Raw genomic sequence first — 20164 nt, forward strand, 5'->3', positions numbered from 1 at the left:
GCGAACCATCCGGACGCCGGGCCCCGCCAACCGCGGAGCCCGGCGCCGGCGCTTAAACGGCGGCGGCATGTGGGGGACAACAGCGGTGCCGGCACCGGCAGCACCGTCAATTAGACTGGCCTTTCCGGCCCGCAGGTAGCGGAGCCGGCAATATCCAGAGGTGATCCACGAGTGCCCAGCAGTCCATCGCGGCGGACGGTCCTGACGGCCGGCGCCGCCCTCCTGGCACTGGGTGCAACCTCGTGCACGGCAGCTCCGGCCCCTTCGCCGTCGTCCGGTTCACCCAGCGCCACCACCCCACCCGAACCCACGGCCACCTTCAACTTCGGCACCGCGGCACAGCCCCTGGGACTTGACCCGGCACTGTCCAGCGACGTCGAGTCACAGCGGATCACCCGGCAGATCCTTGAGGGGCTGGTGGGCGTGGACCAGACCACGGGCAAGCCCACACCGTTGCTGGCCACGGAATGGAGCGAGTCCAACGAGGGCCGCTCCTATACCTTCACGCTGCGCAAGGGAGTGGTCTTCCAGGACGGCACACCCTTCAACGCGGACGCCGTCTGCGTGAACTTCAACCGGTGGTTCGCCTTCTCCGCGGAGCTGCGCCGGCAGGCCCCGGGAAGCTCGTTCAAGGGAGTCTTCAAGGCACACTCGGATGAGCCGGACCTGTCCATCTTCAAGAGCTGCACGGCCCTGTCCGAGCACACGGTACGGATCGACCTGACCCAGCGGTTCACCGCGTTCCTCCAGGCGCTCACCCTTCCCGCGTTCGCCATGGCGTCACCTGCCGCACTCGCTGCCGGCACCGCAGACGTCCTGGACCAGGACCGCGGTGGTCCCCCGCTGTCCGCCTTTGCCACCAGTCCCGTGGGTACAGGTCCTTTCAGCCTCGCCTCCTGGGACGCGGAAAGTGTCACCCTGGTGACCAACGAGGCGTACTGGGGCGAGCGGGGCCAGATTGCCACCATCAATTTCCTGGCCTACAACCATCCGCAGCTCCGGCTCCAGGCCCTGCTCGACGGCAAGATCGACGGCTACGATGCCGTGACCGTCGGCAACTTCGACCAACTGGTCAAGCGTGGAAAGCAGATCGTCCAGCGGGACCCGTTCTCGGTGATGTACGTGGGCATCAACCAGGAGGTGCCGGTCCTGCAGAATTTGAAGGTCCGGCAGGCCATCGAGATGGCGATCGACAAGGAAACCCTGATCCGGAAGTTCTTCATCGACAACACGGCAAAGGCAACCCAGTTTGTCCCGCCGAAGATCAGCGGCTTCAACAACGATGCCCCGGAACTGGGCCATGACCTGGCAAAAGCCAAGGAGTACCTCAAGGAAGCCGGCTACGCGGGCGAGGAACTGAGGTTCTACTACCCGCTGAACGTCACGCGGCCGTACCTGCCCACCCCTGAGAAGGTGTACGCCGAGCTCAGCCGGCAGCTCACCGCGGCGGGCTTCAATGTCCGGCCGGTCCCGGTGGAATGGTCCGAAGGCTACCTCCAGAAGGTCCAGTCACCTGGCGACCACGCGCTCCACCTCCTCGGCTGGAACGGCTCCTACTCCGATGCCGACAACTTCGTGGGTCCCCTGTTCGGGGAGAAGAACGGCGAGTTCGGCTACCAGGATCCGCAGGTCTTCTCCAAGATCAACCGCGCCCGTGGCCTGCCGGAAGGACAGGAGCGGGATGAGCAATATCACACCATCAACGCCCAGATCGCTGCCACGGTACCGGCCGTTCCGATCGCCTTCCCCATCTCTGCACTGGCCCTCTCCGACCGGGTTGTGGGCTACCCGGCCTCGCCGGTCTTAAATGAAGTTTTCACGAAGGTGCAACTAAAGCCTTGACGGGCGGAGCCAATTTCAGTATGTCGGCTGCCCGGGGATATTCTGTGACAGCCAGAGCCGCTGCAATCGGAGACTGATCGTGACCTTCATTTCCAAGACCCCGCATGCCGACGTCGTCCTGATTGGCGGCGGCATCATGAGCGCCACGCTGGGGGCATTTCTCAAGCAGCTGGAGCCGAACTGGACCATCTCCCTGTTCGAGCGGCTGGACCAGCCCGGGCTTGAAAGCTCGGGCCCGTGGAACAACGCAGGAACCGGCCATGCCGCCCTCTGCGAACTCAACTACTCCCCTGCAGCCAAAGACGGCTCAGTAAACCCCGCCAAGGCACTGCTCATCAACGAGCAGTTCCAGCTCTCCCGGCAGTTCTGGTCCCACCTGGTGGACCGGAACCTCATCGGTTCGCCCAAGGGCTTCATCAACACCGTGCCGCACATGAGCTTCGTGATCGGCGAGGACCACACCCGCTTCCTGAAGACCCGGTATGAGGCGCTGAAGCCGCACACCCTGTTCCGGAGCATGGAGTACTCGGAGGACCAGGCCCAGATCGCCAAGTGGGCTCCGCTGATCGTCAAGGGACGCGACCCGAAGCAGCGCGTTGCCGCCACGCGTGCCGCCGAAGGCACCGACGTCGACTTCGGGGCACTGACCCGCGAGCTGACAACGTACCTGGGGAACAACGGCGTCGAAATCAACTACGGCCACGACGTCACGGGGATTTCCCGCGCGTCCGACGGCGGCTGGGACCTCTCGCTGAAGTACCCGAAGTCCGGCGAACACGGCAAGATCCATGCCAAGTTCGTCTTCGTCGGTGCCGGCGGCGGCGCCCTCCACCTGCTCCAGGCTTCCGGCATCCCGGAAAGCAAGGGCTACGGCGGGTTCCCCGTGTCCGGCCAGTTCTTCCGCTGCACCGACGAAACCATCGCGGCCCAGCACAGCGCCAAGGTGTACGGCCAGGCGTCGGTGGGCGCTCCGCCCATGTCCGTCCCGCACCTGGACACCCGCTACGTGGACGGCAAGCGTTCACTGCTGTTCGGCCCCTACGCCGGGTTCTCCACCAACTTCCTCAAGAACGGCTCCTACCTGGACCTGCCGCTGTCCATCCGCCCGTCCAACATCATTCCGATGCTTGCCGTGGCCAAGGACAACATGGACCTCACCGCCTACCTGATCAAGGAAGTGGCCAAGCGGCACGGGGACAAGGTGGAGGCGCTGCGTGAGTACTACCCCGAGGCCAAGGATGGCGACTGGGAACTGATTACCGCCGGCCAGCGTGTACAGATCATCAAGAAAGACCCCAACAAGGGCGGTGTCCTGCAATTCGGTACTGAAGTGATCGCCGGCCGTGATGGCTCCATCGGCGCGCTCCTCGGCGCGTCCCCCGGAGCTTCGACCGCCGTTCCCATCATGATCGAACTGCTGCAGAAGACGTTCCCGAAGAACTTCAAGGGCTGGCAGTCGAAGCTCAAGGACATGATGCCCGGCTACGGGGTGAAGCTGGATGAGAATCCGGACCTCGCCGTCGAGCTGGAGCAGGCGACCGCCAAGTCACTGCAGCTGGAGAGCGTTTCCGCCGGCCGCTGACCCGGCCGGGGCCACCGGCCGGCACCAGCGGGAACGCACCAGTTCCCCTACCCTCCAGGAGTGCATGCGATGTTCCGGCTGGCCCACCTCTCCCTGGCGAACCGGGCGCTGATCGCACTGATCACCGTCTTTGCGTCCGTCTTCGGCGTGATCACCATGACCTCGCTGAAGCAGGAGCTCATTCCTTCCATTGAGTTCCCGCAGATCACGGTGCTCACCGCCATGCCCGGAGCCTCTCCGGAGGTCGTGGACAAGCAGGTGAGCGGGCCGCTGGAGACGGCGCTCAACGGGGTGGAGGGGCTGGAGTCCACCTCCTCCACCTCGCGGAACGGGGTTTCGCAGATCACCCTGGTCTTCACGTATGGCTCCAACCTGGACCGCGCCCGCGCCCAGATTGACCGCGCCATCTCCAACGCCAAGAGGACGCTGCCGGAGGACGTCCAGCCGCAGGCCATCGCCGGCAGCATCAGCGACTTCCCGATCGTCTTCCTGGCCGTGTCCTCGGACAAGCCGCTCAGCGAACTCAATGCCGACCTTCAGCGCCTGAGCGTGCCGAGGCTGCAGAAGATCGACGGCGTCCGGGGAGCCGACGTCACCGGCGGGGCCACCCAGCACATCGAGATCCTTCCGCGCCCTGAGGCGATGGCGGCCGCGGGGGCCAGCATCACCTCCATCCGGGACGCGCTCGCAAACAACGGTGCGCTGGTGCCGGCCGGAACCCTGGAGGAAGAGGGCAATACGCTGTCCCTGCAGATCGGCAGCCCGGTGGACTCGCTCGACGCCATCAAGGCCCTCCCGCTGTCCGGGGCGAAGAATGCCGCCACCGTCGGCTCCGTGGCGGACGTGTCGCTGCAGGACGATGAACGCACGTCGATCACCCGCACCAACGGGGAGGAAACCCTTGCGGTGTCCGTCACCAAGAAGCCCGAGGGTGACACTGTGGCCATCTCCCACGCCGTGCGGGACATGCTGGGCGACCTGGAAACCGAACTGGGTTCCGGCGCGAAGTTCACGCCGGTCTTTGACCAGGCACCCTTCATCGAGAAGTCCATCAAGGACCTGACCACGGAGGGCCTGCTGGGACTGGGCTTCGCCGTGGCCGTCATCCTGGTCTTCCTGATGTCCACCCGTTCCACCCTGGTGACCGCCGTTTCCATCCCCCTGTCCCTGCTGATCACCTTCATCGGGCTCTCGGCCACCAACTACTCGCTGAACATCCTGACGCTCGGCGCGCTGACCATCGCCATCGGCCGGGTAGTGGATGACTCGATCGTCGTCATCGAAAACATCAAGCGGCACCTCACGTACGGGGAGGAGAAGGTCACCGCCATCCTCACCGCCATCCGGGAGGTTGCCGGTGCCATCACCGCTTCCACCCTGACCACGGTTGCCGTGTTCCTGCCCATTGCCTTCGTGGGTGAACTGGCCGGCGAGCTGTTCCGGCCCTTCGCCCTGACTGTCACCATGGCGTTGCTGGCCTCGCTGCTGGTCTCGCTGACCATCGTTCCGGTGCTGGCCTACTGGTTCCTCCGGAACAAGGGCGCGGTGCCCGGCGGACTGCAGGCGGATTCCGCCGCGGCGCGGGCTTTCGCCGCCGAGGCCCGGGCGAAGGCGCTGGAAGCCGAGCAGCGCAGCCGGCTGCAGCGGGGCTACCTGCCCATCCTGACCTCGACGCAGAAGCACCCCGTCATCACCCTGGTGGCGGCAGTACTGGTGCTGGGCGCGACCGCCGCCATGGCTCCCCTGCTGGCCACCAACCTCCTGGGCAATTCCGGCCAGAACAGCATGACCGTCCGCCAGGTGCTCCCTGCCGGAACCAGCCTGGCGGACACCAGCGCGGCTGCCGTCCGGCTGGAGGAGGTACTCCGCGGCATCGACGGCATCAAGGACGTCCAGGTGACATCAGGCAACGCACAGGCCGGGTTCGCCGCCCTCGTCTCCACCGGCTCCTCGAATTCCACCTTCACAGTGGTCACCGACGAAAAGGCGGACCAGGTGGAGCTGCAGGACACCGTGCGTTCCGAACTGGCCAAAGTGCCGGATTCCGGCAAGGTGTCGGTGGGAACGCAGCAGGGCGGCTTCGGCACGTCCTCCACCGTGGACATCACCCTCAAGGCTGCCAGCACCGCCGACCTGCAGGAAGCCAGCGACACAATGGTTGCGGCCATGGCCGGTGTCCCGGGCAGCAGCGAGGTGGAAACCAACCTGGCAGCCACCCAGCCCGTCGTGCAGGTGAAGGTGGACCGGGCCAAGGCTGTGGCGGCGGGCCTCAACGAGGAACAGGTTGCCGGGGTCCTCGCATCCACCATCAGCCCCATCCCGGCAGGCGAAGTCCGGATCGACACCGACGACTTCCCGGTGCAGATCGGCAAGGGAACCCGGTTCACCAGCATCGACGCCGTGCGGAACATCCCGCTGCCCGCAGCCGCCGGCCCGGTGACGCTGGGCACCATCGCCTCCGTGGAACAGGTAGACGTTCCGGTCTCCATCACTGCCAGCAACGGGCAGCGGACCGCACGGGTCTCCGTCACGCCGTCGGGCTCCAACCTTGGTGCGGTCAGCGCCGAAGTCCAGAAGCGGCTGGCTGACGTGCAGCTCCCGCCGGGGGTGACCGCAGAAATCGGCGGCGCAACCACGCAGCAGGCGGAATCGTTCCGACAGCTTGGCCTGGCCCTGCTGGCGGCCATCGCCATCGTCTACGTGATCATGGTGGCCACCTTCAAATCCCTAGTCCAGCCGCTGATCCTGCTGGTCTCCGTTCCGTTCGCGGCCACCGGGGCCGTGGCCCTGCTGCTGGTGACAGGCGTCCCGCTTGGCCTCCCGTCCCTGATCGGCATGCTCATGCTGGTGGGCATCGTGGTCACCAACGCCATCGTGCTGATCGACCTCATCAACCAGTACCGGCAGCCACGTGACGGACGGCCGGGGATGAACGTTGCGGACGCCATCACGCACGGGGCCCGCCAGCGGCTCCGGCCCATCCTGATGACGGCACTGGCAACGGTCTTCGCCCTTACCCCCATGGCAATGGGGCTCACGGGCGGCGGGGGATTCATTTCGCAGCCGCTGGCCGTGGTGGTGATCGGCGGGCTCGTCTCCTCAACGGCCCTGACGCTCGTCCTGGTCCCGGTGCTGTACCGGCTGGTGGAGGGCCGGCGCGAGAAGAAGGCGCTGCTCCGGGAACTCCAGGAACGCCCCGAGTTCGCTGCCGCCACCGACGTGGATGAGGAATTCGACGACTGGACCACGGGCATGGTGCCCAAGGTCAGCGGCCGCCGTGCCGCCCAGGGAAGCCCGGAGTAAAACAGGGAATATTCGCCGCCCGGCTGCGTTGTACCCGACGATAGATGCAAATGCATCTAAATTGGTTTACACTTGAACCAAGCTCGCAACTCCAGAGGAAAGGGCACATCATGCAGATCGGCGTCTTCAGCGTCAGCGACATCACCACGGATCCCACCACGGGCCGCACTCCCACCGAGAACGAGCGGATCAAGGCCTCTGTTGCCATCGCCAAAAAGGTCGAAGAGATCGGGATGGACGTCTATGCGCTGGGCGAGCACCATAACCGGCCGTTCTTCTCCTCCTCCCCCACCACCACGCTCGCCTACATCGCGGCTCAGGCCGAGCGGATCATCCTGTCAACGGCCACCACGCTGATCACCACGAACGACCCCGTGAAGATCGCCGAGGACTTCGCGATGCTCCAGCATCTTGCCGACGGGCGCGTGGACCTGGTCCTTGGCCGCGGCAACACCGCACCGGTGTACCCCTGGTTCGGCAAGAACATCCAGGACGGCGTGGAGCTGGCCATTGAGAACTACAGCCTGCTGCGCCGGCTGTGGGACGAGGACACCGTGAACTGGTCCGGAAAGTTCCGCACCCCGCTGCAGAACTTCACCTCCACGCCCCGCCCGCTCGACGGCGTGGCCCCCTTCGTCTGGCACGGCTCCATCCGCACGCCGCAGATCGCCGAAGTGGCCGCGTACTACGGTGACGGCTTCTTCGCCAACAACATCTTCTGGCCCAAGGAGCACTACCAGCAGCTGATCGGCCTCTACCGCGAGCGCTACGAGCACTACGGCCACGGCAAGGCGGACCAGGCGATCGTTGGCCTGGGCGGCCAGTTCTTCATGCGGAAGAACTCCCAGGACGCCGTCCGGGAATTCCGGCCCTACTTCGACAACGCCCCCGTCTACGGGCACGGGCCGTCGCTGGAGGATTTCACCGCGCAAACGCCCCTTACGGTGGGCAGCCCGCAGGAAGTCATTGAAAAGACCCTGACCTTCCGCGAGCACTTCGGCGACTACCAGCGGCAGCTGTTCCTCATTGACCACGCCGGCCTTCCGCTGAAGACGGTGCTGGAGCAGCTGGACCTGTTCGGCGAGGAAGTCCTTCCGGTGCTGCGCAAGGAGTACGCCGCGCGCAAACCCGCCCACGTTCCGGAGCCGCCCACCCATGCAGGCCGCGTGGCCACGCTGCTGGCTGCCCAGGACGCTGCAAAGACCCCGGCGGAGGCGTAATGGCTGCCGGAGGACCGGAATCGCCCGTCCGCCTCGCGGCGGAGACCTGGGAGTCGCTGTTCCGGGCCCAGGTGGCTGTGATGCGGAAACTGCAGTCGGGCCCGGCTTTCCGGAAGCTGGCGGTAAACGAGTACGACGTCCTGTTCACGCTGTCCCGCTGCCCTTCCGGCTGGCTGCGGCTCAACGAGCTCAATGACAACGTCCTGCTGAGCCAGTCCAGCCTGAGCCGGCTGGTGGAGCGGCTGGAGAAGCGCGGGCTGGTGGCACGGATGCCGGCCCCGGAGGACGGCCGCGGCATCCTGATCCAGCTCACCGATGAAGGCCGGGAGCTCCAGAAGGAGATTGGCCGTGAGCACGTCCGCGACATTTCCGCGCTGGTGGGCCCGGCCCTGACACCGGCGGAGCAGAAGGAGCTCCGCCGGCTGACCGACAAGCTCCGGGATTCCCTGGGGAAACGCTAGCCCAGCTGCACCAGCCGGCCGGCATCCTCAACCGGCAGGTCCCCGTTGACGACGGCGGTGACCTTCAGCTGGTTGAGGACCAGACTGCCGCCCACCGTGGAGAGGAAGGCGGTATCTGAGGAGTCCCGCCCGGCGGTGATGCGCAACATCGACTCGCGCGGGGCGAGCCCCGTGGGGTCGATGACGTGCCAGGCGCCGTCCACGTAGGCCTCGGCCACGGCGTGGAAGTCCATGGGGTTGAGCCCGGGGGCGTAGACCGCCGCCAGGCGGGCCGGAATGTCCTTGGACCGCAGCAGGGCGATGGCGAGGTGCGCGAAGTCCCGGCACACGCCGCGCCTGCTGAGCAGCGTTTCCACGGCGCCGTCGGTGCCGCGGGATGAGCCGCTGAGGTAGCGGAGCTCGCCGTGGACCCAGTTGCGCACCGCGTGCAGCAGGCCGGTTCCGGAGACGCTGTCGAACTCGGCATAGGCGGTGGGCAGCAGCCGGTCCGACTCCGCATACCGGCTGGGACGGACGTAGCGGATGCGGTCGGCGAGGCCGGTGTCCTCCGGCTCCCCCCGCCCGGCCACGGTGGCCGCATACTCCACCGTGACGTCGGAGGGTTCGCTGAACTCCATGTAGTGGAACCTGCCGCCGTGGTGGTCGCCGATTTCGGTCAGCGCCACCTCCTCGCCGCCGGCCTTGACGGACAGGGACTCCTTGAAGGAGGAGTAGCCGCTGTTCCGCGCCACTGCGATGGCCATGGCCACCTTGGTATTGGCTGCGGTGCGGAAGGCCAGGCGTGCGGAAACAGAGCGTTCCATGAATCTCCGGGGGGTGTCGGCGTCGGAAGGAAAGCCCCCGCCATGCCCGCTCCTGTGGGAGCCGGCAGCGGGACTAGTTTTTGATCTCCAGAGACATTAGCATCCGCTGCACGTTGGCGAAGTCCGCGCTTCCCTCCACATACTCAGCCGCCTGCCCAAGGGTGTCGAACGCCTTGGCCGGGGCCACCCTCTCGTCCGGCGCGAACGCCTTCAGGGACACCAGGTCGCCGAAGGACCAGTCCCCCTTGCCCGCCGGGCCGCGGACCACGTTCCGGAGTTCGCACGCCTGGTTGCCGGCGCCGCCCACCACGTTGGTGATGCCGTAGGACCCGAAGAACCTGTACCCCTGGATCACCCGGAACACCATCCGCGGCGGGATGGTCCCCTCGCCGCCCGCGGCCGCCACGTCCACCGGCAGGCTGCTGATCACGGTGTACGGCTTGCGGACGCTTTCGGGGCAGTCAGCGGCCGACGGCGGCAGTCCGGTCCGCAGGGCTGCCATGAACGTGCCGTCGGGCTTCTTGACCTCAATCTTCAGCGCACCGGGCAGGGTCCCCTCATCAGGAGTTACGGACTGGGCGATCCACTCCTGCGGCAGTTCGAAACTCACGGTCTTCGCGGGATCGGAGAACGTCTTCCAGGCGGCGGCCGTGGCGGCAGGTGACGGTCCGGCGGTGGCAGTGGCGGAAGCCCCGTCCGTGGCCGGGGCTGGTGACGCGCCGGAACCGGCACTTGGGCCGGCAGGTGACGGCGTCACGTCAGGCTGCGCCGTCCAACCGGGACCGCTGTCCTGCGGTCCGGAGCATCCAGGCACGGCCAACGCAGCAGCCAGCAGGAAAACGGCGGACAGGACGGGAACCGGTGCCTTGCCTCTCATGGAGCCAGCCTAGCCGCGCTTCCCTGCTTGCCACGGCGGGCGGCGGGGTGTTTCCTGCCCGCCCCTCCCGTCCGGATCCCACCCGCAGGACCGGGCGTGCCCGGTGGGCGTGTCGCCGTCGAACCTGCATACCTGTCACGGGGGCTAGGCTGGGGACTATGGCGGAACAGCACGGCACGGCCGAAGAAAACCCCGCGGACATCTCCGCCGTCGACATCGCGGACTGGCGGCTCCGGACCTTTGCCCTGTACGAAAACGTCCGGAAGATCTCCGCCGAAAGTCCGGCGGAGGCGCATTCCTACTGGCGGCACCAGCGGGACCTGATGTTTGCCACGCACCCGGCCTCGGCACTCACCGCCGAGGGCAAGGCGCTTTTCTCCGGCCTCAAAACGGCCGACTACGACCCCATCTACCGGTTCCACGTGCCGCTGACCAAGGAGGGTGCCGGGCGGGAGATGGCGGTGGACACCGGGACCGACGGCGTGGTCCACTTCATCCGGCTGGGCACCTTTGACCTGCCGGAGATGGGGCAGCTTGCCGTGTGGAAGCTGCATGGGTACGGCGGCGGCATCTTCGTGCCGTTCAGGGATGCGACGGCGGGCCGGCCGGGCGGCAGCTACGGTGGCGGACGGTACCTCCTGGACACCATCAAGGGCGCCTTCCACGGTGTCCAGGGCACCGGCGCCGATGCCACGTTCGTCCTGGACTTCAACTTTGCCTACAACCCGTCCTGCGCCTACAACGAGGCGTGGGCGTGCCCCCTGCCGGGCCCGGCCAACCGGCTGGCCGTGGAGATCCCGGTGGGCGAACTGTACTGACGCCCACGGGGCCGTGGCGTCGTCGCGCCGTCAAACAATGCTGCCGGCGCCCATGGCCAGCGATCAGCGACCAGCGCCGTCAGCCCGTGCGTTCAGCCGGCGCCGTCAGCCTGCGCCCAGGGCCCTGACGCTGGTGACGGCGGAACCCACGGCGGCGGCCGCAGCGCTCAGGTCCTCCGCGGTGACGGAGGAATCGAAGCTGAACCGGACCGCCGTCTGGGCAACCTCGGCGGGAATCCCCAGGGCCGTCAGCACCGGCGACGGCGCATCCGATCCGGCGGCACACGCCGATCCGCTGGAACACACCACGCCCTGGCGTTCCAGTTCCAGCAGCACGGACTCGCCGCTGGTGCCGGGAAAGCAGAAGGACGCCACGGACGGGAGGCGGTCCGTGGGGTGGCCGGTGAGGACGGCTCCGGGGACGGCCGACAACACTGTACTGACGAAGTTGTCCCGTAGCGCCGTGACCCTCGCCTGCTGGTCCTGCTGGCGTGCCTGGGAGAGTGCCAGCGCGGTGGCCAGGCCGACGGCGCCGGCAACGTTTTCGGTGCCGGACCGCCGGCCGCGTTCCTGCCCGCCCCCGTGGATGAGCGGTTCCATCCTTGTCCGGCTCCGGACATAGAGCACGCCACAGCCTTTGGGCGCCCCCAGTTTGTGGCCGGAGATGCTCAGTGCGTCCACGCCGAGGGCCTTGGTGTCCAGGGCCAGCCAGCCTGCGGCCTGCACGGCGTCGGTGTGGAAGGGGATTCCGCGCTCCCGGGCCAGGGCGGCCAGCTCCGTGATCGGCTGGACGGTGCCCACCTCATTGTTGGCGTACATCACGCTGACCAGCGCCGTCTCCGGCCGGAGGACGTCCCCGAGCGACTTGGGCGTCACCTGTCCATAGCTGTCCACCGGCACCACGTCCACGCTGAAGCCGTGGAAGCGTTCCAGGTAGCGGGCGGATTCCTCCACCGCCGGGTGTTCGACGGCGCTGATCACCACCCGGTTCACGGCAGGGTCCGCGGCCTGCCGGGCCAGGGCGATGCCCTTCACGGCCAGGTTGTCAGCTTCGGTCCCTCCCGACGTGAAGGTCACTTCGCCCGGCCGGCATCCCAGTGCGGCGGCCACGGAGGCCCGGGCGTCAGCCAGTGCCCGCGCGGCGGACTCCCCCAGCGTGTGGTGGCTGGAGGGGTTTCCGAATTCTCCGGTGAGGTAGGGCCACATGGCCTCGAGCACCTCACGGCGGACGGGGGTGGTGGCGGCGGCATCCAGGAAAATCACAGTGTGCTCACCCGACGGTCAGTTCCACGTCCAGGCCGAGGTCGAGGGCAGCCACTGTGTGCGTCAGGGCGCCGACGGAGATGACATCCACGCCGGTGGCGGCGATTTCCGCAACCGTGTGGATGTTGACGTTCCCGCTCGCTTCCACCCGGGCCCGTCCCGCCACCAGGGCAACCCCTGCGGCCAGCTCTTCGGTGCTGAAGTTGTCCAGCATGATGGTGTCCACGCCTGCCGCCAGGACCGGTTCAATCTGGTCCATCCGGTCCACTTCCACTTCGAAGTGCGTGGTGTGCCCCAGCTGCGCCCTGGCTTCGAGCAGCAGTTCCGTGAGCCTGGCCGGGTCCCCGCCGGTCATCACCGCCAGGTGGTTGTCCTTGGCCAGCACGGCGTCGGAGAGGCTGTAGCGGTGGTTGGCCCCGCCGCCGCAGCGGACGGCAAAGCGCTCCAGGATCCGCAGGCCGGGGGTGGTTTTCCGGGTGTCGGTGATCCGTGCCCGCGTGCCCCGGGTCAGCTGCACGAACTCGGCGGTCCGGGTGGCGATGGCGGACATCCGCTGGACCAGGTTGAGTGCAACCCGCTCGGCGAGCAGAACCGACCGGGCGGGGCCGCTGACCCGGGCGAGGTGGGTGCCGGCGTCGAACGTTTCCCCGTCCGCCACCAGCAGTTCGACGCTGATGCCCGGATCCACCAGCTGCATCGCATCGCGGAACACGGTGGCCCCGCTGAGGACCCCGGGCACCCGGGCGTTGAGGACGGCCGTGGCGCGGGCGGCGGCCGGGATCAGCAGCTGCGAGGTGATGTCCCCGGCGGGGGCGTCCTCGGCGTACGCCCGTTCCAGGATTTCCCGGACAGGGCCTGCGGGAAGGGTCAGGCCGGGCGCCCGCCCGGGACGGACGGCCTGGTCGATTACGGAGTGCTCAGTCATGGACAACGCTCGCTTTCGGAAGTGACATGGTTTCGACGGGTTCGTCGCTGCGGTAGTGGGCACCAAGGGATTCCGAGCGTTCCAGCGCTGCAGCAACCAGCAGCCGGGCTGCCAGCAACAGGTTCCGGTCCTCATGCGCAGCGACGGCATCAGGAGCACCGGTTGGAACGACGCCGGCCCACCGCTCCAGGGTGCCGGCGGCCTCCCCCAACAGCTCCCCCGACCGCAAAACACCAGCATGCGAGGTCATCAACCGGCGAAGAGCCTCCCGCGAAAAACGAGCATCCCCTCCCCCACTCAACGAGAAACCGGCCCCGCCAGCTGCTGACGCCGCCGAAAAGGTGACGTTCGAGCGGTCGCCTGATGGTGCCCCGGAAGCGTGCGTCAAGGCGAGGCCGCCCGCGGCCGAGACAGCACGCGGAGGGGTGCCGTCAGGCGAACCCCAAGTGGAGCCTGAGAGGAAGTCCTCAACAGCGCGGCGGCCGAAGACGAGTCCTTCGAGGAGCGAGTTGCTGGCCAGCCGGTTTGCGCCGTGGACACCGGTGCGGGCGACTTCGCCGGCGGCGTAGAGCCCGGGGATGCTGGTGCGGGCGGAGTGGTCGGTGGCGATGCCGCCCATCCAGTAGTGGGCCGCCGGCGCCACCGGGACAAGTTCGCGGGTCCAGTCGATGCCGGCCTCGCGGGTCTTCCGGGTGAGGGTGGGGAACCGGCGCTCGAGGAACCCTGCCCCGCGCGCCTCCTCGATGACGCGTGCGTCCAGGTAGACGTGGCCGTTCGGGTCGCCGAGTTTGGCCAGGTGGAGGGCGATGCTGCGTGATACGACGTCGCGCGGGGCGAGTTCGGCGTCGGGGTGGTAGGCGCGCATGAAGCGGCGCCCGCCGGCGTCAACCAGGATGGCGCCTTCCCCGCGGACCGCTTCGGAGATCAGCAGCGGCCCGACCGGGGCGGCAGCCCGGTCAGCGGCCGCGTCCACCATGCAGGTCGGGTGGAACTGGAAGAACTCCAGGTCCGCGGTGGCTGCGCCGGCGCGGACGGCGAGCGCGAGGCCGTCGGCGGTGGCAACGCCGGGGTTGGTGGTCCGGGCGAACAGTTGGCCGGCGCCGCCCGTGGCCAGCAGGACGGCGTCGGCCTCGATGCCGGCTGTCCGGCCGTCCTGAAGATACCCGACGCCGGTGACCCGGCCGCCGTCCTTCAGCAGGGCGGTTGCGTAGGCCCTGGTCAGGACCCGCAGTTTGCCTTCCGCCTGCGCTGCCAGCACGGCACGGATCAGGGCCTCGGCAACCCTGGCGCCGGTGGCATCGCCGCCGGCGTGGAGGATGCGGGGCGCGCTGTGCGCCGCTTCCAGGCCAAGGGCCGGGCCGCCGCCGTTCCCCATGTCAAAGCGCACGCCGAACCGCCGGAGGCCCTCAATGTCCAGCCGCGCTTCGGTGCACATGAGCCGGACGGCCACTTCATCGCAGTGCCCGGCACCGGCCCGGAGTGTGTCGGCGATGTGCGCGGCCACGGTGTCGCCGGGCGCGGGGACCTGGAGCACGGCTGAAATCCCGCCCTGGGCGTACCAGGTGTTGCTTTCGCCCAGCCGGCCCTTGGTCAGCAGGACGGTGTCGGCACCGGCGTCGGCCGCCAACAGGGCGGCGTACAGGCCGGCGATGCCGCTTCCGACGACGACGAGCCGCTGCCGGGCGGGCGCTGCTGAGCTGGTCCCGGACGGGACCGTCCCTCGCTCGAACATGGTGGGGCCTTCGCTACGGCCTGGCCGCGAGCATGCGCTCGAGGGCGGTCCGGGCGTTGGCCTGCACGGCATCGTCCACGGTGATCCTGTTCACCACCCGGCCGGCAACCAGTTCCTCGAGCACCCAGGCGAGGTAGCCCGGGTGGATCCGGTACATGGTTGAGCAGGGGCAGATGACGGGGTCAAGGCAGAAGATGGTGTGCTGCGGGTACTCGGCGGCGAGCCGGTTAACCATGTTGATCTCGGTGCCGATCGCGAAGGTTGTGGGCTCCGTGGCGCCGGCGATGGCTTTCTTGATGAAGTCCGTCGAACCGGCGGAATCGGCGGCGTCAACCACTTCCATGGGGCACTCCGGGTGGACGATCACCTGGACGCCGGGGTAGTCGGCCCGTGCCTTGTCGATCTGGGCGGTGGTGAAGCGCTTGTGGACGGAGCAGAACCCGTGCCACAGGATGACCCGTGAATCCAGGAGCGCCTGCTCACCGTTGCCGCCGAGTTCCTTGCGCGGGTTCCACATGGGCATCTGCTCCAGCGGCACGCCCAGCGCCTTTGCGGTGTTGCGGCCCAGGTGCTGGTCCGGGAAGAACAGCACGCGCTGTGCCCGCTGGAAGGCCCATTCAAGGACTGTCTTAGCGTTGGACGAGGTGCACACGATGCCCCCGTGCTCGCCGCAGAATGCCTTGAGGGCTGCGGAGGAATTCATGTAGGTGACGGGAATCACCGGAACCCGGCCGTCGGCGTCGGGCTCGGTCCCGAAGATTTCCTCCAGCTGTTCCCAGCACTCGGCGACGGAGTCGGCGTCGGCCATGTCCGCCATGGAGCAGCCGGCGGCGAGGTTGGGCAGGATGACAGCCTGGTCGGGCTCGGAGAGGATGTCCGCGGTTTCGGCCATGAAGTGGACCCCGCAGAAAATGATGGCTTCTGCGTCCGGCCGGGTGAGTGCGGCGTTGGCCAGCTGGAAGGAGTCGCCCACGAAGTCCGCGTACTGGACAACCTCGTCCCGCTGGTAGAAGTGCCCCAGGATGACGGCACGGTCCCCCAGTGCAGCTTTGGCGGCGGTGATGCGTTCGGCAAGCTCGGCGTCGCTGGCGAGCTTGTATTCCTCGGGCAGCTGCCCCTGCCGGGGGGTAGCCGCCGGTGCCACGTCGGCGCTCGAGGCCCCCGGACCGTAGGCGGGGACACCGGCGAGCGCCTCGGCCAGATCGTAGTCCCACGGGCCCTTGGCGAGGGCGGGGCTGCAGGTGCTGCCTTTGGCGGCTGCGCCCTTTTCGGCCTGTTCACGCGTGATGAGCTGGATTGCTGTGTTGACGCTGCTCATGGTGTGCTCCTGTTGTCTGGATCAAGGCCGGGACGGCCGGTAAAGCGGTAGAGGCGGGGCGGGCGGTGTTTACCGCCCTGGAGGAATTGGTCTGTTTCTTCGATTTCCGGGGTGGATCTGAGCTGGCGCCGGAAGTTGGCCGGGTCCAGTTGGCGGTCCAGGACCGCTTCGTAGACCTCGCGGACCTGGGCGAGGGTGAAGTACTCGCCCAGGAGGTGGTAGGCCACCGAGCCGTAGGCCAGCTTGTTCCGGAGGCGCCAGAGTGCGTAGTCCACAATCGCGTTATGGTCGAACGCCAGGTCGCCCAGCCGGTCCGCCCGGAACCACCGCACATTCTCGGAAACGTCGGCAAGCGCCGCCTCCGTCGGCTGGACCAGGGCCCAATAGACAATGGAGACCACCCGCTGGGTGGGTGACCGGTGCAGGCCGCCGAAGGCGTACAGCTGCTCCAGGTAGTTGGGGGCCAGGCCGGTCGTTTCCCGAAGGTTCCGTGATGCGGCGTCCTGGAGGGACTCATCATGGCTGAGGGGTCCGCCGGGCAGGGCCCACAGTCCCTTGAAGGGTTCGCGGATGCGGCGCACCAGCGGCAGCCACAGGGTGGGCCGGCCAGATGTTTCGCTGGGCCGCAGGGCGAAAATGACCGTGGAAATGGCGAGCGAAGGGGGCGCGGCACGGCGCTCGGAGACATTCGCTGAGCTGTAGTACATGCATCCACCTCCTTCGTAATTACGGTCCGGCTGCCGGCTCCGACAGTTATAGTCAACGTGACCATAACTGATTCTAAGGCCGTCGGGCCCTAAACCGGAAATGTGTCCGACGCGACTGAAACGCGCCCCGGGCCGGATGCGCCCGGAGGCCCGGCCGGTGCGGTTCGGCAAGGCGCCCGCCAGGCGGTAAATTCGAGTGGTCCCAAGAGGACGAAAACCCAAGACCCCAAGAAGGTTCACTTCCATGACGACGAAGTCCGCCCCCGCCCGCCCGCAGCACCACCTCGGCCACAGCATGAAGCCCCGGCAGCTCACCATGATGGGGCTGGGATCCGCCATCGGCGCCGGCCTGTTCCTCGGTTCCGGCGCCGGCATCCAGGCGGCGGGCCCCGCGGTGCTGGTCTCCTACCTTGTGGCAGGGACACTCATCATCCTGGTGATGTGGGCACTGGGCGAGATGGCGGCGGCGAATCCGACCAGCGGGGCCTTTTCCGTCTATGCGGAAAGGGCCTTGGGCAAGACTGCCGGGGCCACCATCGGGTGGCTGTGGTGGCTGCAGCTGGTGGTGGTGATCGCCGCCGAAGCACTCGGCGCCGCAGGGCTGCTGTTTTCGGTATGGCCCGTCATCCCGGTCTGGGCACTTGCACTGGTGTTCATGGTGGTCTTCACCGGGATCAACCTGGCCGGCGTCCGGAACTTCGGGGAGTTCGAATTTTGGTTTGCCATCCTCAAGGTGGCCGCGATCGTACTGTTCCTGGTGGTGGGCGCAGCCCTTCTGCTGGGACTCCTGCCGGACGTTGCCTCGCCCGGCCTGGCAAACCTCACCACGGATTTCGCCCCGGAGGGACTGGGAGGCATCGCCTCGGCGCTCTTCGTGGTGATCTTCGCCTTCGGTGGAACCGAAATCGTCTCGGTGGCGGCAGCGGAGACGGAAGATCCCGAGCACAGCGTGGGAAAGGCCATCCGCACCGTGGTGTGGCGGATCCTGGTGTTCTACATCGGCTCGGTGTTCGTCATCGCCGCAGTCCTTCCCGCCACGTCCGGCGCACTGGCGTCGCCCTTCGCCGGCGTCCTCGACGCCGCAGGCATCCCGGGTGCCGCCACCGCCATAACCCTGGTGGCCGTCGTCGCGCTCCTTTCCGCGCTGAATGCCAACCTGTACGGCGCCTCGCGGATGGTCTATTCGCTGGCGGAGCGGGGGGAGGCGCCGGCTTTCCTCTCCCGGCTGGCCGGGCAGAGCGTCCCCATGCTCGCGGTCGCGGTCTCCGTGGCCTTCGGCTTCATTGCCACCGTCCTGGAACTGCTCTTCCCGGAGCGCATCCTGCCGGCACTCTTCCAGCTGGTGGGGTCCACCTGCCTGGTGGTGTGGGGCAGCGCGCTGGTGTCCCAGCTGGTGCTGCGCCGCCGCGCGGACCGGGAGGGCATCCGCCTCCCCCTGCGGATGAAGGGCTTCCCCGGCCTCACAATTGTTGGCCTGGTCCTGCTGGCACTGATCTTTGCCGTCGGCTTCAGCGCCGACGCCAGCCGGGTGCAGCTTTTCAGCACCTTTGCCCTGATCGCCGGCATCGCCCTGGCCTGCGCGCTGGGAGCCCGGTTTACACGCCGGTCCTCCGGCGCCGCCCGGCGCCAGCACGGCAGGTAGAGTGATGCCAGGCACCGTCGCGCCGGGCCCGCCCGGACGCATGAGTTGATGAGGACTGACAGCATGAGCGGCAGGCACACCGGCCAACAGCAAACCCACACTGTGGAGGGCACGGACCCCCAGCTGTACGTGGGGGTCCACGAACCGGAGGAGGATGCCGGGCTCCGGCCGGTGCTGCTGCTGCACGGCTTTTCCTCCTCCTCCAAGCTCAACTGGGAGGACACCGGCTGGGTGCAGGCGCTGCTGCAGGCGGGACGCCGGGTGATCACCGTGGACCTGCCGGGGCACGGCCGCAGCGGCGCGCCCGAGGACCGTGATTCCTACTCCCCCAGCAGGATCCGTGCGGACCTGCTGCAGGCAGCGTTCGACGCCGGCGTTCGGCCCCTGCAGGCAGGCGACCCTTCCAGCGGACTGGACGTTGTGGGCTATTCGCTGGGTTCCCGGCTCGCCTGGGAGTTCGGCGCAACCCAGCCGGAGATCGTCCACCGACTGGTCCTGGGCGGAGCGAACACCGCAGATCCACTGGCGGAGTTCGACCTGGTGGCCGCCCAGGACTACCTTGCCGACGGCACCCCGATCGCCGACGAATCCACTGCCCGCCTCCTGAAGATGGCCCTGCTGCTGCCCAGCAACAACATCTTCGCCCTTCTGTCCCTGGTGGAGGCCATCAAGGCAGAACCGTACGACCCTTCCGAGGCCGTCCCCCACGTTCCGATGCTCCTGGTCTCGGGCGACCAGGACGAACGGGTGGGCAGCCTGCCTAAACTCGCAGAGCTGGCGGCAAGCGCCGGTTCCATGGCCGAACAGCTGGTCCTGCCGGGACGCAACCACACCAACGCCGTCACCAGCCGGGCCTTCAAACAGGCCGCCATCGCGTTCCTGGCCATATAGGTCCGGCAACTCTGCCGCAGTGCCCGGGCACAGGCTGCCCGGGCTGGCGGTAGGCTGAAACCAGGTGCAGGAAAGCCTGGAGGAGCAGATGGTTACCCGTTTCGAAGACCGCACGGAGGCCGGCGAGCGCCTGGCCGCGGTACTTCCGCAGTTCCGGGAGCGGCCGGACACCCTGGTCCTCGGCCTGGCACGCGGCGGGATTCCGGTGGCCGCTGCGGCCGCCAAGGCCCTCTACCTTCCCGTGGGAACGGTGCTGGTGCGGAAACTGGGCATCCCCGGACATGAGGAGACCGCCTACGGAGCGCTGGCGTGGGCACGCGGCCGCACTGTCCGGCTCATCAACAAGCCCCTGCTGGACCGCGTCCTGGAGCACGGGGTTCGCCGCGAGTGGCTCGATGAAGTGGAGGAGCGCGAGCGTGCCGAACTGCTCCGCCGCGTGGACCTCTACCCCGGCACCGAACATGACCTCAGCGGGAAGACCGTGGTGCTGGTGGACGACGGCCTGGCCACCGGCGCCACCATGCGGGCCGCCGTCGAGGCAGTCCGCGAAGGTGGGGCCGCTACCGTGGTGGCCGCCGCTCCGGTGGCCTCCATCGATGCCGAGGCCTCCGTGGAGCGCGTTTGTGACGCCGTGATCTGCCTGCACCTGCCGGGCAAGTTCCGTGCAGTGGGCAGCTTCTACCGGCATTTCGAACAGCTCACCGACGACGACGCCATCAGCTTCCTGAGGCAGTAGCACTTCCAGCCACGCACGGCAGCGGGCCCGGACCACCTGGTCCG

16 protein-coding genes are annotated in these 20164 nt (G+C 67.8%); 9 read left to right on the forward strand and 7 right to left on the reverse strand.

Features of this window, described 5'->3' with window-relative positions; translation table 11 throughout:
• The first annotated feature begins 171 nt into the window (after nt 1–171).
• The 5 genes from ACJJV6_RS19545 to ACJJV6_RS19565 all read left to right on the forward strand — a co-directional run bounded on the left by ACJJV6_RS19545 (nt 172) and on the right by ACJJV6_RS19565 (nt 8408).
• Nucleotides 172–1842, forward strand: coding sequence for an ABC transporter substrate-binding protein (locus ACJJV6_RS19545; protein ID WP_407709607.1), 1671 nt, complete (start codon nt 172–174; stop codon nt 1840–1842).
• A 79-nt stretch (nt 1843–1921) separates the two neighbouring features.
• A complete protein-coding gene (locus tag ACJJV6_RS19550; RefSeq protein ID WP_009356530.1) occupies nt 1922–3424 on the forward strand; it encodes a malate:quinone oxidoreductase in 1503 nt (500 codons plus the stop codon).
• A 69-nt stretch (nt 3425–3493) separates the two neighbouring features.
• Nucleotides 3494–6727 (forward strand): efflux RND transporter permease subunit, encoded by a 3234-nt coding sequence (locus tag ACJJV6_RS19555; RefSeq protein WP_407710526.1) that lies wholly within the window; start codon nt 3494–3496, stop codon nt 6725–6727.
• Between the two features lie 110 nt (nt 6728–6837).
• Nucleotides 6838–7947: an LLM class flavin-dependent oxidoreductase gene (locus ACJJV6_RS19560; protein WP_407709608.1), complete on the forward strand. Its 1110-nt coding sequence runs from the start codon at nt 6838–6840 to the stop codon at nt 7945–7947.
• Nucleotides 7947–8408 (forward strand): MarR family winged helix-turn-helix transcriptional regulator, encoded by a 462-nt coding sequence (locus tag ACJJV6_RS19565; protein ID WP_009356527.1) that lies wholly within the window; start codon nt 7947–7949, stop codon nt 8406–8408. Before ACJJV6_RS19560 ends, ACJJV6_RS19565 begins: the two co-directional genes overlap by 1 nt.
• On the opposite strand, the gene ACJJV6_RS19570 is transcribed toward ACJJV6_RS19565, so the two are convergent.
• Together ACJJV6_RS19570 and ACJJV6_RS19575 are read right to left on the reverse strand one after the other, a co-directional pair.
• The gene (locus tag ACJJV6_RS19570) at nt 8405–9211 is read right to left on the reverse strand and encodes a transglutaminase family protein (protein ID WP_009356526.1); all 807 of its coding nucleotides are present in this window, start codon (nt 9209–9211) and stop codon (nt 8405–8407) included. The two genes, ACJJV6_RS19565 and ACJJV6_RS19570, sit on opposite strands and share 4 nt — an antisense overlap.
• A gap of 73 nt (nt 9212–9284) precedes the next feature.
• Complete coding sequence (locus ACJJV6_RS19575) at nt 9285–10088, reverse strand: hypothetical protein (RefSeq protein WP_407709609.1); 804 nt, start codon at nt 10086–10088, stop codon at nt 9285–9287.
• Between the two features lie 158 nt (nt 10089–10246).
• Between ACJJV6_RS19575 and ACJJV6_RS19580 the strand changes: the two genes are divergently transcribed.
• Nucleotides 10247–10906: a DUF1684 domain-containing protein gene (locus ACJJV6_RS19580; protein WP_407709610.1), complete on the forward strand. Its 660-nt coding sequence runs from the start codon at nt 10247–10249 to the stop codon at nt 10904–10906.
• Between the two features lie 105 nt (nt 10907–11011).
• Here the strand turns inward: ACJJV6_RS19580 and ACJJV6_RS19585 are convergent, their stop codons facing one another.
• Genes ACJJV6_RS19585 through ACJJV6_RS19605 form a run of 5 tightly spaced genes read right to left on the reverse strand, consistent with a single transcriptional unit; the run spans nt 11012 to nt 16851 of the window.
• Nucleotides 11012–12169 (reverse strand): cysteine desulfurase family protein, encoded by a 1158-nt coding sequence (locus tag ACJJV6_RS19585; RefSeq protein ID WP_407709611.1) that lies wholly within the window; start codon nt 12167–12169, stop codon nt 11012–11014.
• Between the two features lie 7 nt (nt 12170–12176).
• On the reverse strand, nt 12177–13094 hold the full coding sequence (gene nadC / locus ACJJV6_RS19590) for a carboxylating nicotinate-nucleotide diphosphorylase (protein WP_407709612.1): 918 nt from the start codon (nt 13092–13094) through the stop codon (nt 12177–12179).
• Nucleotides 13087–14826 (reverse strand): L-aspartate oxidase, encoded by a 1740-nt coding sequence (gene nadB, locus ACJJV6_RS19595; protein WP_407709613.1) that lies wholly within the window; start codon nt 14824–14826, stop codon nt 13087–13089. Before nadB ends, nadC begins: the two co-directional genes overlap by 8 nt.
• A gap of 13 nt (nt 14827–14839) precedes the next feature.
• Nucleotides 14840–16144: a quinolinate synthase NadA gene (nadA, locus tag ACJJV6_RS19600; RefSeq protein WP_407709614.1), complete on the reverse strand. Its 1305-nt coding sequence runs from the start codon at nt 16142–16144 to the stop codon at nt 14840–14842.
• On the reverse strand, nt 16141–16851 hold the full coding sequence (locus ACJJV6_RS19605) for an NrtR DNA-binding winged helix domain-containing protein (RefSeq protein ID WP_133346318.1): 711 nt from the start codon (nt 16849–16851) through the stop codon (nt 16141–16143). The genes nadA and ACJJV6_RS19605 overlap by 4 nt, the downstream gene beginning before the upstream one ends.
• A 244-nt stretch (nt 16852–17095) precedes the next feature.
• Here ACJJV6_RS19605 and ACJJV6_RS19610 point away from each other — a divergent pair, with 244 nt between their 5' ends.
• From ACJJV6_RS19610 to ACJJV6_RS19620, 3 genes are all read left to right on the forward strand, one after another.
• The gene (locus tag ACJJV6_RS19610; RefSeq protein WP_407709615.1) at nt 17096–18493 is read left to right on the forward strand and encodes an amino acid permease; all 1398 of its coding nucleotides are present in this window, start codon (nt 17096–17098) and stop codon (nt 18491–18493) included.
• A gap of 63 nt (nt 18494–18556) precedes the next feature.
• A complete protein-coding gene (locus tag ACJJV6_RS19615) occupies nt 18557–19384 on the forward strand; it encodes an alpha/beta fold hydrolase (protein ID WP_133346314.1) in 828 nt (275 codons plus the stop codon).
• 88 nt (nt 19385–19472) lie between these two features.
• The gene (locus tag ACJJV6_RS19620) at nt 19473–20120 is read left to right on the forward strand and encodes a phosphoribosyltransferase (protein WP_407710527.1); all 648 of its coding nucleotides are present in this window, start codon (nt 19473–19475) and stop codon (nt 20118–20120) included.
• Nucleotides 20121–20164: the final 44 nt, after the last annotated feature.

The organism is Arthrobacter nitrophenolicus, assembly GCF_045833485.1.
Lineage (GTDB): Bacteria > Actinomycetota > Actinomycetes > Actinomycetales > Micrococcaceae > Arthrobacter > Arthrobacter nitrophenolicus.

Excerpts from the sequence above, each read along its gene's own strand:
- ACJJV6_RS19560 (WP_407709608.1), top strand. The coding sequence starts at position 6,838 with ATGCAGATCGGCGTCTTCAGCGTCAGCGACATCACCACGGATCCCACC.
- ACJJV6_RS19575 (WP_407709609.1), bottom strand. The coding sequence starts at position 10,088 with ATGAGAGGCAAGGCACCGGTTCCCGTCCTGTCCGCCGTTTTCCTGCTG.
- ACJJV6_RS19610 (WP_407709615.1), top strand. The coding sequence starts at position 17,096 with ATGACGACGAAGTCCGCCCCCGCCCGCCCGCAGCACCACCTCGGCCAC.
- ACJJV6_RS19580 (WP_407709610.1), top strand. The coding sequence starts at position 10,247 with ATGGCGGAACAGCACGGCACGGCCGAAGAAAACCCCGCGGACATCTCC.
- ACJJV6_RS19605 (WP_133346318.1), bottom strand. The coding sequence starts at position 16,851 with ATGTACTACAGCTCAGCGAATGTCTCCGAGCGCCGTGCCGCGCCCCCT.
- ACJJV6_RS19615 (WP_133346314.1), top strand. The coding sequence starts at position 18,557 with ATGAGCGGCAGGCACACCGGCCAACAGCAAACCCACACTGTGGAGGGC.
- ACJJV6_RS19555 (WP_407710526.1), top strand. The coding sequence starts at position 3,494 with ATGTTCCGGCTGGCCCACCTCTCCCTGGCGAACCGGGCGCTGATCGCA.
- ACJJV6_RS19620 (WP_407710527.1), top strand. The coding sequence starts at position 19,473 with ATGGTTACCCGTTTCGAAGACCGCACGGAGGCCGGCGAGCGCCTGGCC.
- nadA (WP_407709614.1), bottom strand. The coding sequence starts at position 16,144 with ATGAGCAGCGTCAACACAGCAATCCAGCTCATCACGCGTGAACAGGCC.
- ACJJV6_RS19570 (WP_009356526.1), bottom strand. The coding sequence starts at position 9,211 with ATGGAACGCTCTGTTTCCGCACGCCTGGCCTTCCGCACCGCAGCCAAT.
- nadC (WP_407709612.1), bottom strand. The coding sequence starts at position 13,094 with ATGACTGAGCACTCCGTAATCGACCAGGCCGTCCGTCCCGGGCGGGCG.
- nadB (WP_407709613.1), bottom strand. The coding sequence starts at position 14,826 with ATGTTCGAGCGAGGGACGGTCCCGTCCGGGACCAGCTCAGCAGCGCCC.
- ACJJV6_RS19565 (WP_009356527.1), top strand. The coding sequence starts at position 7,947 with ATGGCTGCCGGAGGACCGGAATCGCCCGTCCGCCTCGCGGCGGAGACC.